The sequence below is a fragment of the Oleiphilus sp. HI0086 genome, from assembly GCF_001635225.1.
Map to the genome: position 1 here is coordinate 1 of NZ_LWFZ01000624.1, position 15,396 is coordinate 15,396.

Annotated in this window: 13 protein-coding genes and 1 pseudogene; 4 read left to right on the top strand and 10 right to left on the bottom strand. The window is 44.5% G+C overall.

What is annotated here, in order from left to right; genetic code table 11:
* On the top strand, positions 1-1,275 hold a 1,275-nt coding region (locus A3756_RS07905), incomplete at its 5' end, for an immunoglobulin-like domain-containing protein (RefSeq protein ID WP_156490356.1).
* A gap of 94 nt (positions 1,276-1,369) precedes the next feature.
* Positions 1,370-3,553, top strand: coding sequence for a hypothetical protein (locus A3756_RS07910; protein ID WP_068509793.1), 2,184 nt, complete (start codon positions 1,370-1,372; stop codon positions 3,551-3,553).
* Positions 3,554-3,627: 74 nt separating this feature from the next.
* On the opposite strand, the gene A3756_RS07915 is transcribed toward A3756_RS07910, so the two are convergent.
* The 9 genes from A3756_RS07915 to bioB all read right to left on the bottom strand — a co-directional run bounded on the left by A3756_RS07915 (position 3,628) and on the right by bioB (position 13,992).
* Positions 3,628-5,412 carry an acyl-CoA dehydrogenase C-terminal domain-containing protein gene (locus A3756_RS07915; RefSeq protein ID WP_068509790.1) on the bottom strand — a complete coding sequence of 595 codons (1,785 nt, stop codon included), beginning with the start codon at positions 5,410-5,412 and terminating at the stop codon, positions 3,628-3,630.
* Between the two features lie 211 nt (positions 5,413-5,623).
* On the bottom strand, positions 5,624-7,417 hold the full coding sequence (locus tag A3756_RS07920; protein ID WP_068509789.1) for an acyl-CoA dehydrogenase C-terminal domain-containing protein: 1,794 nt from the start codon (positions 7,415-7,417) through the stop codon (positions 5,624-5,626).
* A 402-nt stretch (positions 7,418-7,819) separates the two neighbouring features.
* The gene (locus A3756_RS07925) at positions 7,820-8,803 is read right to left on the bottom strand and encodes a putative metalloprotease CJM1_0395 family protein (protein ID WP_068509787.1); all 984 of its coding nucleotides are present in this window, start codon (positions 8,801-8,803) and stop codon (positions 7,820-7,822) included.
* 61 nt (positions 8,804-8,864) lie between these two features.
* Complete coding sequence (locus A3756_RS07930) at positions 8,865-9,107, bottom strand: flagellar basal body rod C-terminal domain-containing protein (protein WP_068509785.1); 243 nt, start codon at positions 9,105-9,107, stop codon at positions 8,865-8,867.
* Positions 9,108-9,264: 157 nt separating this feature from the next.
* On the bottom strand, positions 9,265-9,969 hold the full coding sequence (gene bioD, locus A3756_RS07935) for a dethiobiotin synthase (RefSeq protein WP_068509783.1): 705 nt from the start codon (positions 9,967-9,969) through the stop codon (positions 9,265-9,267).
* Between the two features lie 81 nt (positions 9,970-10,050).
* Entirely contained in the window at positions 10,051-10,842 is a 792-nt protein-coding gene (gene bioC, locus A3756_RS07940) for a malonyl-ACP O-methyltransferase BioC (protein WP_068511408.1), read from the bottom strand.
* Complete coding sequence (locus tag A3756_RS07945) at positions 10,839-11,606, bottom strand: alpha/beta fold hydrolase (RefSeq protein WP_068511407.1); 768 nt, start codon at positions 11,604-11,606, stop codon at positions 10,839-10,841. Before A3756_RS07945 ends, bioC begins: the two co-directional genes overlap by 4 nt.
* Positions 11,599-12,813 (bottom strand): 8-amino-7-oxononanoate synthase, encoded by a 1,215-nt coding sequence (bioF, locus tag A3756_RS07950; protein WP_068553262.1) that lies wholly within the window; start codon positions 12,811-12,813, stop codon positions 11,599-11,601. The genes A3756_RS07945 and bioF overlap by 8 nt, the downstream gene beginning before the upstream one ends.
* 108 nt (positions 12,814-12,921) lie before the next feature.
* Positions 12,922-13,992 (bottom strand): biotin synthase BioB, encoded by a 1,071-nt coding sequence (gene bioB / locus A3756_RS07955; protein WP_068513447.1) that lies wholly within the window; start codon positions 13,990-13,992, stop codon positions 12,922-12,924.
* A gap of 74 nt (positions 13,993-14,066) precedes the next feature.
* Between bioB and A3756_RS29195 the strand changes: the two are divergent.
* Positions 14,067-14,291: pseudogene (locus tag A3756_RS29195) on the top strand (double zinc ribbon domain-containing protein); the annotation flags it as partial.
* 39 nt (positions 14,292-14,330) lie between these two features.
* Positions 14,331-14,831 carry a ComF family protein gene (locus A3756_RS07960; RefSeq protein WP_156490357.1) on the top strand — a complete coding sequence of 167 codons (501 nt, stop codon included), beginning with the start codon at positions 14,331-14,333 and terminating at the stop codon, positions 14,829-14,831.
* 23 nt (positions 14,832-14,854) lie between these two features.
* On the opposite strand, the gene A3756_RS07965 is transcribed toward A3756_RS07960, so the two are convergent.
* Positions 14,855-15,396 (bottom strand): NAD(P)/FAD-dependent oxidoreductase (locus A3756_RS07965; protein ID WP_156490358.1); only part of this gene is annotated, 542 nt, incomplete at its 5' end.

Below are 15,396 nucleotides of genomic sequence, written 5' to 3' on the forward strand. Positions count from 1 at the left end.
CCTGGAACGTACACCATTAGCTATAGTGTCAGTGACAGCGAGGGTAATGTTGGTAATGCTACCCGCCAAGTCAATGTAATCGATAACACTAGTAGCGATACCGTTCCACCGGTTATCTCCTTACTTGGAAACAACCCAATCTTAATTGAACTGGGTGGCACCTATTTCGAGCCTGGCGCAACTGCAGTCGATGGCGTTGATGGTGATTTATCAGCTTCTATCGCCATTTCAGGATTCGTCGCAACGAACGCCGTAGGAAGCTATCAGGTAACTTATAATGTCTCGGACTTGTCGGGTAATGCTGCCCTAACGGTGACAAGAACAGTTATCGTTCAAGATACTACCGCACCGGTCATAAGCCTATTAGGCTCGGACCCAAGCTATCATGAGCAAGGAACGACTTACATTGATGCAGGCGCGACCGCGAGTGATTTCGGTAGCGATATATCCTCTAGTATCTTTGTATCGGGAGATGTAAACGAGAATATCGCTGGCACTTACACATTAAGCTATGATGTCGCCGATGCTCAAGGTAACGATGCTACAACCGTGACGAGAACAGTACATGTAGTCGATACCACCCCCCCTAGTATTTCAGTACTAGGAGACAATCCAGTTGAAGTTATTCAAGGACATGTTTATAGCGACCTGGGGGTTTCAGCAACTGATAACATCGATGGCGACATATCATCGAACGTAAGTATTGATACAAGCGGGCTAGATATGTCGACACCAGGCAGTTATCAAGTTCACTTTAATGTCACTGACGCGGCGGGGAATAGCGCATTAACCCAAACCCGCACCGTCACAGTCATTCCACTTGTTAAAACATTTAGTGCAAGCCCAGGACTGGATGCGGGGTCATCATCGAACTCAACCAGTATGACTATATCCGATGACCGTCAGTTAGCTGACCTTAATGTTATGATTGATATATCGCATGGCCGACCAGGAGACCTGATCCTAACGCTCACAAGCCCTGCAGGCACATCTGTTGTAATTATGGACCGACCTGGAACAACCGGCGGCTGGTTCGATTTCGGTTGCGCCAACGATGATGTCGACGCAACATTCGATGATCAGGGAAGCTCCGCTGTAGAGAACGTTTGTAACTCTTCCCCCGGTATCGGCGGCACAGTTATTCCTCACAACGCCTTAAGCGCATTTAACGGTGAGTCTACTCAAGGTGTCTGGACACTCAAAGTAGAGGATAAAGCAACGATCACCAACTCAGGAACGCTAAACACCTGGGCTCTTGAAACGATAATCCAATAGTTAGCACTGTACTAAGTTTATTGTGCAAAGGCACCAAGCGCTAAAATCGAGCTTGGTGCCAACCAATCAGATATCCCGGCTAAAGAATATAGATATGAACAAGTTGCTTAATGGAATCAATTTTAAACGCTCTCTACAGGTGAGCCTGCCGATAATGGCGCTCTCCTTGTTTGGCTGTGATGGAGGTAGTAACTCCGGTGGAGATAAAGCGGAGCCAACAACAACGCTCACATCACCTACCTACAGTAGAACAACGACTAACTCAGTGGTGACAATTAGCGGCTCCAGTTATGATGAGCATAGTGGTATCGAAAGCGTCACAGTAAATGGTGAACCAGTTACGAGTGATGATAATTACGCAAACTGGCGTGTAGATCTTCCAACCGAACCTGATATCGGTGAACTGAACATCAATACAATTGATGGTGCAGGCAATAAACGCGAAGATAAGTTTGACTTAAGGGTTACAAGAATCGATGAGATTTTTGAAGAACCAAGCCACCTGGCTATCACCTCTGATAATAAATTATTAATAAGCGATGCAAATAAGCTTAAGACTTACGCTACAGATATAAACTCACCAAGACTAACCTTGTATGCTGCAAATGACAGCGAAAGCCTAATCAAACCTCAAACAACTGTTTTTGACACAAACCAAGAGCGAGAACTTATTCTTGATGTAAGGGAAACGCAGCCAGTTTCACAAGCTATTCTCGCTCGCCAATACCCCAGCGGTAATTTAACCACTCTGGCCAACGGCCTAAACAATGTTATTGATATATCCATCGATAGCGACGGCGGCATCCTCTACCTGTTGATGGCGAATGAAAATTCAGAAAGTGGTGCAATCATTAAAGTGTTTGATATCGACGAGCAGTTAAGTCCTAATCGCTGGCCCATCCTCTCAGACAATGCTAATCCCGGCCTTGAATTACTAAAACCAACTGCAATCGTATTTCACAATGGTGTGCTCTACTGTTCTGACAATGGCAATAATACGGTTCTATCCATTGATATAGAAACAGGTACAAGCTCAATCATTTCTTCAAGTGAGCAAGGTAGCGCCTCGGGCTCTTTCTCATACATATCGGATATTGCTGCAGGGGTTGTTGAAGTCACTGATATAGACCAGGAGCTCACCACAAAGACCAAATTATGGCTAATTGATGAAGACTCAAAATCAATTATCGAGATTGATGTCGAGACTGGTGACCGAACGATACTGAGCCAAGCAAACGATGGTAAGGGTGAAGAGTTCAAAACGTTTAAACAGCTGGTCGTCGATCAGCAAAATGAACGATTACTTGTAAACGACACCGAGCTTAAGGTCGTATTCTCAGTTGCCTTTTCTTCAGGTCAGCGCGAACTTTTTGTTAGCAACCGCTACGGTAGTGGCCCAAACCTTGAAGCACCTACATCGATTCAGCACATTGGCAATAATATGGCTTTGATTACCGAAGGGCATCACAATGCGCTATTTGAAGTCGACTTACAGACAGGTAGCCGTAAAGTTATCTCTGCGTCGAACTCGAACCTCGAACTAGGCTCAGGCCCCGCTATATTGAACCCAGTCGACCTGGAGATTAACGCCTCTCAATCAAGTGTATGGGTTAGCATGCGCGAGCAAAAAAATATCTGGGAAATTGACCTAGCTAGTGGCGACAGAAACTTAATTACCCCCTCCCCTAGACTAGGCGCAACAGAGCTTAAGCTTCCATCAGGGCTAGCACTTAAGCCAGAGAGCAACCAATTACTTGTGAGTGACATTTACCTGGATAGAATTCAATCAGTAAATCTAAACAGCTACGAAACTGATATCGCGGCTAACAAACGCTTGTCTCGAAACTCAACATCAAAACTATCCAAGCCAAGCGACATCACTTACGACCAGCAAAACACATCAATCTACGCAGTCGATAGCGCCTTAAATGCCGTCATCCGTTGGAACGCCGAGTCAGAAAACGCTGAAATCGTATCTTCGATCGATGTTGGCTCGGGGCTTAACCTGCTCAACCCAATAGCAATCGATTTGAACCTTGCACAGAATACCGCCTACATCGCTGACCAGAAACTCAAGGCGATAATATCAGTTGATTTAAGCAGTGGTGACCGGGAAGTTTTATCTAACCGTGCGATCGGCTCTGGCCCTTTATTTAAAAACCTAACAGGCCTAAGCTTCAACCCAGACTCTAACTCACTTCTCGTTACCGATTCTGAAGAAAAAGCGATTTTCGCTGTTGATATTAATAATGGAAATAGAAATATAATTTCCAAGTAGCTTAGCTACTATAAAAATCAGGCATAAAAAAACCTGCAAAAAGCAGGTTTTTTTATGCCTGGAGTAAATCAGTCTTAGAACTGATCCGCAGCCAAAGCCATCATATCTTCACTACCAGAACGTACAAGCTCGGCTAGAGAAACAGTCTTAGGCAACAAACGGCTATAGAAGAATTTAGCTGTCTTGACCTTAGACGCATAAAATTCATCTGAGCCTACTTTTGGTGCTGCCGCTTTAACCATCTTCGCCCACATGTAAGCGTAAGCAGTTAAGCCAAACAATTCCAGGTATTCAACCGATGCAGCACCAATTGCGTTTGGATCATCCTTAACGCTATTGATAACATATTCTGTTACATCACTTAAACGCTCAAGCGCTGCAGACAGTGGCTTAACGAATTCAGCCAAGTCAGCATTATCAGCCTCTACCTGAATAAACGAAGCGACTTCTGAAGCAAATAGTTCGTAGAACTTACCGCCATTGGCGACAATCTTACGGCCCATCAAATCCAAAGATTGGATACCATTAGTACCTTCGTAGATTTGCGTAATACGCGTATCACGAACCAACTGCTCCTGGCCCCACTCACGAATGAAACCGTGACCACCAAATACTTGCTGGCCAGCAATACAACAATCTAAAGCACGATCAGTCAAATATGCTTTTGCAATAGGCGTCATCAATGCAACCATTGCTGATGCATGCTTCTTCTCATCAGCGTCATCTGAGTATTTCGCTGTATCCAAGAAAGTCGCAACATAGCTAGAGAAGGCACGACCACCCTCATTGTAAGCACGCATAGTCATCAACATACGGCGAATATCAGGATGCACGATTAGTGGGTCAGCAGCCTTTTCAGGTTGAGCCGGGCCTGTTGCCGCTCTACCCTGAATTCGATCCAATGCATACTCAACAGCATTCTGGTATGAACGCTCAGCAGCACCTAAGCCCTGAATACCAACACTCAAACGCTCGTAGTTCATCATTGTGAACATTGCGTTTAGACCTTGGTTAATCTCACCAACCAACCAGCCTTGAGCGCCGTCAAAGTTCATGACACAGGTTGCAGAAGCTTTGATACCCATTTTATGCTCGATAGAGCCAACCGTTACATTATTGTTCTCGCCAACAACGTTGTTCTCATCAACCTTGTTTCTTGGAACCAAGAACAGAGAAATACCTTTAGGGCCGGCAGGCGCATCAGGAAGCTTAGCGAGGACCAAATGAATAACGTTTTCAGAAAGATCTTGGTCACCACCTGTAATGAAGATCTTAGTACCTGTGATCGCGTAGCTACCGTCACCGTTGTCTTCAGCTTTAGTGCGGATCATACCTAGATCTGTGCCTGCATGCGGCTCAGTTAAGTCCATCGCACCAGCCCACTCGCCAGAATACATCTTAGGTAGATACTTCTGCTTAAGCTCTTCAGTGGCGTGTGCATCAATTGCCAAACTTGCACCAGAAGTTAGGCATACATATAAACCAAAAGAGATATCAGAAGAATAAAGCATCTCTTCATACTGAGCACCTACCATTTTAGGCATACCCATTCCTTCGTATTCAGGGTTACCCGTAAGACCTGACCAACCACCTTCAACAAAAGTCTTATAAGCTTCTTTATAACCCGCTGGAGTCGTTACAACACCGTCAGTCCACTTACAACCTTCTTCATCACCATTACGACTTAAAGGTGCAATTAGTGATGCAGTGATCTTACCCGCTTCTTCCAATACTGCGTCAGCAGTATCAATATCGATGGTGTCTTTTGTGCCCGCAAGCGAAGCCCAAAGCTGCTCTACACCAAACACTTCATTCATCACGAAACGAATATCTTTTAACGGAGCCTTATACTCAGCCATGTAACTACCCTCTATCCTCTGTTGATCCAACACGTAACAACCTTGTCTTACAAGGTATTTTTCAATAAAAACCCCGAGCTGCTTGTGGCTATTCGGGTGTGATTTACTTATGTCCGGGAAAACCTAACGCCGCACATTTAAATCATGCGGCGCATTTTAACGTAAAAAGCCCGCGAATGCGGGCTTTTTTTTGAATCAGATTAACTCAAGCTTAGAAAGCGAAGTTATCTTCTTCAACAGCCATCATAGACTCGGCACCCGCTTCAATCATTTGAGCGTGAGCTAAAGTACGTGGCAAGATACGATCAAAGTAGAACTGAGCAGTTTGCAGCTTAGTCTTGTAGAACGCTTCTTCTGTTGTACCTTCTGCTAGCTTCTGCTGAGCAACATCAACCATCTTCGCCCAGAAGTATGCTAAACATACATAGCCTGAGTACATTAGGTAATCAACTGACGCTGCACCAACTTCATCACGATTCTTCATGGCATTCATACCAATCTTCATCGTAATATCGCCCCACTCTTTGTTTAGCTTGGTTAGCGGCTCAATGAACTGCGCCAAACCTTCGTTATCTGCATTTTCTTTACAGAAAGTGTGAACCAACTTAGTGAAGTTCTTAAGTGCAGCACCTTGCGTCATTAGAACTTTACGGCCTAACAAGTCAAGTGCCTGGATACCAGTTGTACCTTCATAAATTAGTGCGATACGCGTATCACGAACGATCTGCTCCATACCCCACTCAGCGATGAAACCGTGACCACCGAATACCTGAACACCGTGGTTAGCAGCCTCGTAACCAGCTTCAGTACAGAAAGCTTTAAGAATAGGCGTTAAGAAGCCTAACATCTCGTCAGCTGCTTTCTTCTCTTCATCACTACCGTGCTCTACCAAATCAGCCTGTTGCGCTGCGTAGTAGATCATTGCACGAGAACCTTCAGCGATAGACTTCTGAGTTAGAAGCATACGGCGAACGTCTGGGTGAACAATGATTGGGTCAGCTTTACCTTCCGGGTTCTTCTTACCAGTCAAAGAACGCATAGCTAGACGCTCTTTAGCGTAAGTTAGCGCACCCTGGAAAGAACCTTCAGCAGCAGCAAGACCTTGAATAGAAGTACCGATACGTGCAACGTTCATGAATGTGAACATGCAGTTTAGACCCTTGTTTTCTGGGCCAATCAACCAACCTTTTGATGCATCAAAGTTCATCACACAAGTTGCGTTACCATGGATACCCATTTTGTGCTCGATAGAACCACAGGTAACGTTGTTTTTCTCGCCTGGATTACCGTCTGCATCTGGCAACAACTTAGGTACGATAAACAGAGAAATACCCTTAGTACCTTCTGGTGCGCCAGGAAGACGTGCTAGAACAATGTGAACGATGTTATCAACCATATCGTGCTCACCGGCAGAGATGAAGATCTTCGTACCCGTGATGTTGTAGCTACCATCAGCATTTGGCTCAGCCTTAGTAGTCAAAATACCTAGGTCAGAACCACACTGAGGCTCTGTTAAACACATGGTACCCGTCCACTCACCGCTGATCAGCTTAGTTAGATAAGTTTCCTGCTGCTCAGGCGTACCATGCTCTTGAATTGTCGCACGTGCACCGTGGCTTAGGCCTGGATACATACCCCAAGACCAGTTAGCAGTACCAATCATTTCACTCAAAGCGATGTTGATGGACTCAGGTAGACCTTGTCCACCGTGCTCAACAGGCGCGTTCATTGAAGGCCAGCCGCCTTCTACAAATTGGTTATATGCTTCTTTAAAACCTGTTGGCGTTTTAACACCATCTTCACTCCAAGTACAACCTTCCTGGTCACCTACTTGGTTAAGAGGAGCTAGTACTTCTTCACAAAACTTTGCACCTTCGCCGATGATCGCTTCGACCATGTCTGGAGAAGCATCATCTGCTCCTATGGTTGCGTAGTGCTGTTCACTGTTCAAAACTTCGTTCATGATGAACTTAATTTCTCGTAGGGGAGCTTTGTATTCTGGCATAGCTAAAAACCTCAAATATATTTATTTACGTTTTAACGCTTGTTAAAAACTAATAAAATTCGTTTATTAACGTCGACTCTTACAGTCAATCAGGTCACCCACCGTATTAAGCTATTCGTTCATAGCAGGTCGTTGAGTGGGTCACTTCAATTCGAGCATTTACTCGATTTTCAAGCATTGAATATCAAACGACTGTTTGAAACATACGTTTGCTTAAAGCCAATGTCAAGATTTCCTTACAAAAAATCCGATAATTCATATGAAAAAAAAGCGCATAGCGGACAGGAAAATACCGCCACCAAACCACGACATATCGGCAAAATTAGTTGTAAAACAGAAGATTAGCAGCTTTTTTAAAAACTGCACTGAAATAGAAAAGGGAATTTGTAATTTTTTATTGTTTTAGATTAGGTCGTCAATATCAGAAACAGTTTTTTGATCAAGTGAAGCAATTCTTTCGAATTCCTGAACACTTAAAACCTGAGCACTGCGTTCATCTTTTCGAGCGTCGGTCTGCTCTTTCTCTTTCTCAAGGCGATCTTTATTCTCTTGAGCTTGTAGCTGTGTTTGCTCTAACTCTTGAGCTTGTAGCTGTGTTTGCTCTAACTCTTGAGCTCTCTTTTCAACCAATTCAGCTTGAGCCTGAGCTATTACCCTTTGAGCCTGAGCTGCCACAGCACGATCCTGACCAGAAGGCTCGGCAGGAGCATTCGCTGCAGCTTTGACCGTATTCATTTTTGAAATTGTAGCTTGAGGGTCATTGGGAATAGGCGATATATCGATTGAAACCTCCCCTCCCACAGCATAACGATTTCCATCAGGGCCAGACTGATAAGTAAATGATGCGGCACCAGCATATTGACCGCCCACCGCTTTATGGGCCTGCTCATGTGCTCTCACTTCCTGATCTCTTGCTCTAAGCTCCGCTATCTGTTCCTCAATAATCGCTTCTTGTTGCTCTTCTATACGGCGTTCACCGGCACTTTCTGTTGAACTTCGCTCAACACTCTGCTGGTCGCCATTCTGAGTTCGCACCTCATCTTCAAGGTCGGAGTCATCACTCCCAACTGTACGACCATCTTCATCAGCAATTAGCTTGCTCGCGACCTCATCGTTCTCAAAAGGCGCTGCTCGTTGATCATCGTCGACATAAAGTTGTTCTTGGTTATTCTTAGCCAATGAAATTCGGCTGTATAACTGGGGAAGGGCTGCATTGGCAGCAGCTTGGGAATTCTCACTTACTGACAGGCCAACTTTAACCGCTGGCGTGGTACTGACCGAAGCCAAGTCTTTTGAACTGGAGTTATTTGAGTTTTGCTCAGACGTCACCGTCTTCTGCTCAGCATGAACTGGCGAAGATAGATTTGTTTGCGGCGATATATTCATAACAAAACCTCTCTATTGAGGTAACTTCCAGCTATTAAATAAAACTTAAGGCCCTCACGTATTAAGCCAAGGTATCAAGCAAGGTTCCTAAAACTTCGTCAGCTGTTTTGACTACTTGCGCCGATGCTTCAACTGACCTTTCATATAATTTTAAATCAACTATTGGTTCAATTACACTAGAACTGGAGCCTTCGCTATTACTTACAGTACTCGCATTCACAATCTCTGTTGCAGCTTTCTGCATACCCTCTTGACCTTGCTGTAAGCCTTGAATACCGGTCTGTAAAACAGTATTTACATTCATGACAAGCACCTATACGAAGTAAAGAATTCAGCAAATATTGTGACTATTTTCTGCGAACACTCTAATACTAATTACTCGAGCAATTCAGACACTGCTCTCCTTATGTATGTTATTTAAGCAAATATCTGTATGTTTTTCAACCAGCCTGATCAAAGCCTTACAAATCTAGACAGTCCAGATTCACATATTTACAAAGCTCCTCAGGCTTACCGCTCTCGCTAAAAGGTAAGTGAGCAATAAGCGGTGCACCTAAAGCCGAGCTTAAAGTCGCTATATTTTCAGCTTCATAGCTCATTGTTTCTCTCGACAAACTATTCGCAACCCAACCAGCTATCTCCAAGCCATCTCTTCTGATTGCCTCTGCACTTAGCATCGCATGATTCAAACACCCCAAACGCAAACCAACAACTAGAATAACTTTATAGTTCAACTGTCGTGCCAAGTCAGCCATCGTTTCTCTTGGGCTAATCGGTACCCGCCACCCCCCTGCTCCTTCGATAAGTGCGAAATCCGGTTTCTTCATCAGCGCTCCACGACAGATACCCGTAATACGCGATGCACTTGGCGTTCGCTTTTCAAGCGCAGCAGCAATATGTGGCGAAGCTGCTTCTTTGAGTAATACTGGGTTAACTTGACTGTACGGTAGATCGACCGACATATGTGACATCAAGGCGACAGCATCTTCATTTCGCATGCTTACTTTATCATTAGCATCTTTATACTCATCAGCACCTGCAGCGATTGGCTTTAGAGCCATCGAACTCAAGCCTTTCGAGTTTGCAGCAGCCAACAGAGCACAGCTGGAAAAAGTCTTTCCAACTTCTGTATCGGTACCCGCGACAAAATATACATTCGCCATCATCTATTACCTTATATTTCTTTAATATTGAGTCAGTCTATTGGCTACAGTTTTCTAGGCTAAGTTACTAGACCTACGCTAAAACTACGTTTTAACCAATACCCCCCACAAAACCTGATATGTTGCGGGCAAATAACCGCCTTCTACACGCTTCGCCTCATAAGCTGAAACAAAGTCTCTTAGCTTGGCCTTGCCTGTCATTCCCGTTGGTCGATGAGCCGTAATGTTATGCGCTCCCAACATTTTTAGCTCACGAGTTAACTCCCGCACTGAAGAGTATCGAAGAACTTTAGCCTCTTGACTAAAGGTGCGAACATCAAACGCTATATTATCCAAGGCCCGCTTATGCTCCTGAAAGCTACCAAACTCATTAACATGCTGAAGTTCATCAACTTCGTGCCACGCTTCTTTTAATTCAAACAAGGAACCGTCAATCAGGGTAGAAAATGCAAACATGCCACCCGGTTTTAATATTCGCTGTACTTCTGCAAACATCTTTGGGAGGTCGGCACACCATTGAATCGCTAAACTGGAAAAAACCAAGTCATGGCTACTGGACGCTATTGGTAAATTTTCGGCGTCGCCAGCAAGCCAAAACTGACCATCAGCCGCATGCTGAGAACGCGCATAAGTGAGCATATCTACCGACAAATCAACGCCCATATACTCTGCGGAAGAAAATCTCTCCTTTAACTTATCAGACGAATACCCGGTACCACAGCCCAAGTCAATCATTCGACGGCAATCGTTTAAGGAAATCTTACTCAAGAGCCTATCAGCAGTCCAACGTTGAAAATGCGCTACTGAGTCATAACTGGCAGCAGCTCGACCAAAAGACCGGGCTATCTGGGATTTTTCTATCGAGTCAATCGTCATAGAGTTTCCAAAAACGAGAACAAGTGCTTTTTAATATCCATAGCATGCCTGGCACAGGGTAAATGCCCCATGTCATTAACTACCTTTACGCGACATTCGTTAGCTACCGGACTCTCAGCAACTTGATTCTCGATATAGATTGCCAAGTCTTGAGCGATTAGACTGTCATGACTACCTAGAAGCCAATACATTGGAGTTGATATATTTTCCAGGCACTGTCTTAAGTCCAAGCTTTTCAGTAAACCTAAACCAAACTCTAAACTAGATTTTGGCGGCAGCGACTCCACTGTATAAACTAAATGCAGGAACTTTTTGTCCAAGTGTCGGTACTGACTTCCCGATAACAGTAAAAAGGAAAAACGACGAACCAGCTGCGACCACTCTTCAGCCTCAACCAAGCCCTGCAACGAATCAAAGTCTTCAGTTGTGACGCCATAGGGCCAACCATCCTGATTAACGAAACATGGGGTCGATTGAAGAAGAGCCACGCCTTCAACAAATCCCTTACGTAACTTTTCAGAACTATAGTTAGACAAATAGTTAAGAGCCAGCTGACCACCAAGAGACCAAGCTGCAACAAGCGTTCCTGGCTGAACACAGTCGTCAATAGCTCGACTACATTCATCCAAGGATGTCAGACCAGCAAGACTCAAGACATCAATAGAATATCCGTCAAAACCTTCTGCAAAAAAGTCTTCCCACATCGAGGTCGGCGCTGACCAGCCATTCACTAACACAATATGTTGCACAGTTTGCTTAGACATCTGGTGTCACAATACCTAAATCTATCGCCATACTGAGGGCATCGAGCAGTTGCTCAACGTGGGCTAGATCATGATCAGCACTAAAGGTCACACGTAAGCGCGAGGTATTAGCAGGAACAGTAGGAGGACGAATAGCGGTTACCAGTATGCCCTGACTAAGCAGGAAGTTTGACAGTGCGATAGCATCATCACTACTGCCGATAATCAAAGGCTGAATAGGACTATTTGATTCAACAAGACAATAACCTAGCGCTTGTGCCTCAAGCCTAAAGTAAGTGATCAAAGAGGATAAATGTGCTCGCTTCTGATCGGCTTTTTTAATCAGATCAAGACTAGCTCGTGTTGCAGCCGCAATCGCCGGTGGCATAGCTGTTGTATAAATATAAGGGCGTGCCGCTTGAGTCAGGTAATCGATTAGAAGCTCTGAACCAGCAACAAAAGCACCTGATGTACCAAAGGCTTTGCCAAAGGTACCCATCAACACAGGAACGTCTTTCTGAGCAAGTCCAAATACATTACATGAGCCTTTTCCCTGTTCACCAATAACACCCAAGCCATGCGCGTCATCAACCATTAATAAGGCACCTTGCGCAGTGCAGGTTGCTGCAATATCTTTCAGGGGTGCGATATCTCCATCCATGCTGAATATGCCGTCACTAACGACTAAGGCCTTGCTTTGTTTCACACCTACCGGCTGACTACGTGTCGAGAGCTTATCTAAATGAGAACTAAGGCTGGAAACGTCATTGTGTAAGTAGCGTTGAAAGCGAGCTCCACTCAATAAGCCACCATCTATAAGCGAGGCGTGGTTAAGCTTATCCTGCAGCACAATGTCGCCCTTTCCTACCAGGGTAGATACCACTGCCAAGTTGGCCATATAGCCACTAGAAAAAACCAGCGCTTTATCACGCCCGGTAAACTCTGCAAGTTCGCACTCTAAGGCTTCATGTTCTTGATGATGCCCAACGACAAGATGCGAGGCGCCACTGCCCACACCACTCCTGTCGATACAGGATTTGGCTGCTTTCTTCAGCGCAGTATGATTCGCTAAACCTAGATAGTCATTACTACAAAAGGAAAGAAGCTTACGACCATCAACAAGCGGTTCAATCTGCTGAGGCGAACTTAGCAAGCGATGAGAACGCAATAAACTCTTAGCTTTTAGAGCGTCAATCTCTTGCTGCCAAAGGTCTTCAAAAATAGACATAAACTAAACCAATTACTGCTTATACAGCTAACAAAACCTATCTACTCAGAAGAAAGGATCAGTGGCCTAATTTGATTAAGCAGACCACTCGTTGCGAACCATCAGAAATTAAACAAGTGATTGAGATTGTTCATTTCCAGCTGGGGAAGCCGCTTCGTAAAACAAATGCTTATTAGCTTCTGCGTCAATCGCCTTATTTAGTTGAGCTTCCTGATCGGCATCAGACTTTTCAATGCGCTGTTCAGGGCGTAAGCCCAAACGCTTGAACAATTGCATATCTTTATGAGACTCAGGGTTAGGAGTAGTCAACAGGCACTCACCATAGAAAATTGAGTTTGCTCCAGCCATAAATGCCATTGACTGCATCTCATCTGACATCGCTTCCCGCCCTGCAGATAGGCGCACATGACTCTTAGGCATCATGATACGTGCAACAGCAATACAACGAATAAATTCAAACTTATCCAAGTCGTCAACGTTTTCAAGTGGCGTTCCCTTCACTTTAACCAGCATATTGATGGGGACACTTTCAGGATGAACTGGCAAGTTTGCTAACTGCACAAAAAGTCCTACACGATCAGTTGCCTTTTCACCCATACCAACGATGCCGCCACTACAGACTTTCATACCTGCGTCACGAACATGAGACAGTGTATCCAGTCGATCCTGATAGCTTCTAGTGGTAATAATCTTATCGTAATATTCGGGAGAGGTATCCAAATTATGGTTGTAATAATCCAGGCCTGCATCGCCCAGCTGGTCGGCCTGATCCTGGGTTAATTTACCCAAGGTCATACAGGTCTCAAGCCCCATATCTTTAACACCTTTAACCATTTCTAATACATAAGGTAGGTCTTTATCACTCGGGTGTTTCCAAGCGGCCCCCATGCAGAAACGACTACTTCCTTTTGCTTTTGCTTCTTTGGCTTTCTCTAGTACTTTTTCAACCTGTAGCAAGCGCTCTTTTTCCAGGCCAGTATTGTAATGTCCGCTCTGCGGGCAATATTTACAATCCTCAGGGCAAGCACCCGTCTTGATCGACAGCAAAGTACTCACTTGAACTTCGTTGGGATCGAAATTGTCTCTATGCACAACTTGCGCTTTAAACATCAAATCATTAAACGGCAAGTCGAATAAAGCCTGAACTTCGGCAGCAGTCCAATCGTGTCGTACGCTCATAAGTATGTTCTCGTGTGCAAAACCATGGTAAAACATGCGTCAACTTTATACATCAACGCTTAAGGATGAGTGTAATGATAAGCTTCACCAAAAAGTTGTCAACCAAATTTCATTTTTTGGTTAACAACTGGCATGCTCTGGATATTATTTTTCAATCCCCTTGCTTACTATGCGACGCCATAACTCTAAATAAATCAGCGATTTGCAAATCTTGCTTAGCGGACTTGGAATGGAATGTTACATTCTGCAAGCAATGCTCGCTTCCAATGAATAGCGAGAGTTGTAAAGAGCTTATCTGTGGAGAATGCCTTAGCAGTCCTCCCCCGTTCAAGACATGTGTGGCGCCATTCAACTATTCCTTCCCGATCAATAGCATCATTTATAGAGTTAAATCATCTGGAGAACAATATTGGCTGAAGAGCTTAGGTCTCGAGTTTTGTCGTTACCTAGAGCTCTACCATAAGGACCTTCCCCAACCAGACTTTATCGTTCCCATTCCATTGCACAGGGATAAACTCAAAGAGCGCGGATTCAATCAAGCCGAATCGTTAGCAGTACTGTTAGGGAAACATCAAAAGTTAGCCGTAAATACAAAGTTGATAGTTAAATCCAAGATGAGCGCCGACCAAAAAAGTCTTAACAAAGTTCAGCGACTAATAAACCTCAAAGGATGTTTTACTATAGATAACCCTCAAGTAGTCAAAGACAAACACATTGTGTTAGTTGATGACGTCGTGACCACAAAAGCGACCAGCGAAATATGTAGCCAATTACTCCTTGATAAAGGGGCGAGTCGCGTTGATATCTGGAGTCTGGCCAGAACACCAAAAGCCAGCTAGGCAAATAGCCATAAAGAGTAATGTTATAGTTTTTCTTTCTTCAGAATAGAGTAAATATACTCTGCAATAGCCAAAGAAGATGTTAAACCTGGCGACTCAATTCCAAGTAAGTTTACTAAGCCTGCTACACCATGATCAGCAGGCCCTTGTATGGAAAAGTCAGCTGCCATGTTTCCGGGAGGGACAATTTTAGGCCGGACACCGGAGTAATCAGCATGCATTTTATCGAGCTCTACTTCAGGCCAATATTTACTCACCTCTGCGTAAAACTGCTCCCGTTTTTTCGGGTCCACCTTATAGTCAATGTGCTCAACATCAGTCACGTCCAGCCACTCAACATCCGGGCCAAATTTAGCAGCTCCCTGCATATCAAGCGTAAGATGAACACCCAGACCTCCCGGCTCAGGAACCGGATAGACTAAATGATCAAAAGGAGCTGCGCCGCTATAAGCAAAGTAACTTCCTTTGGCAAAGAAAGCTTTCGGTAACTCGGCAATAGAAATGGCTGGAGAATCATTAACAAGAGGCTGAGCATTTAGACCTGCAGAGTTGATGCAGCACTTCG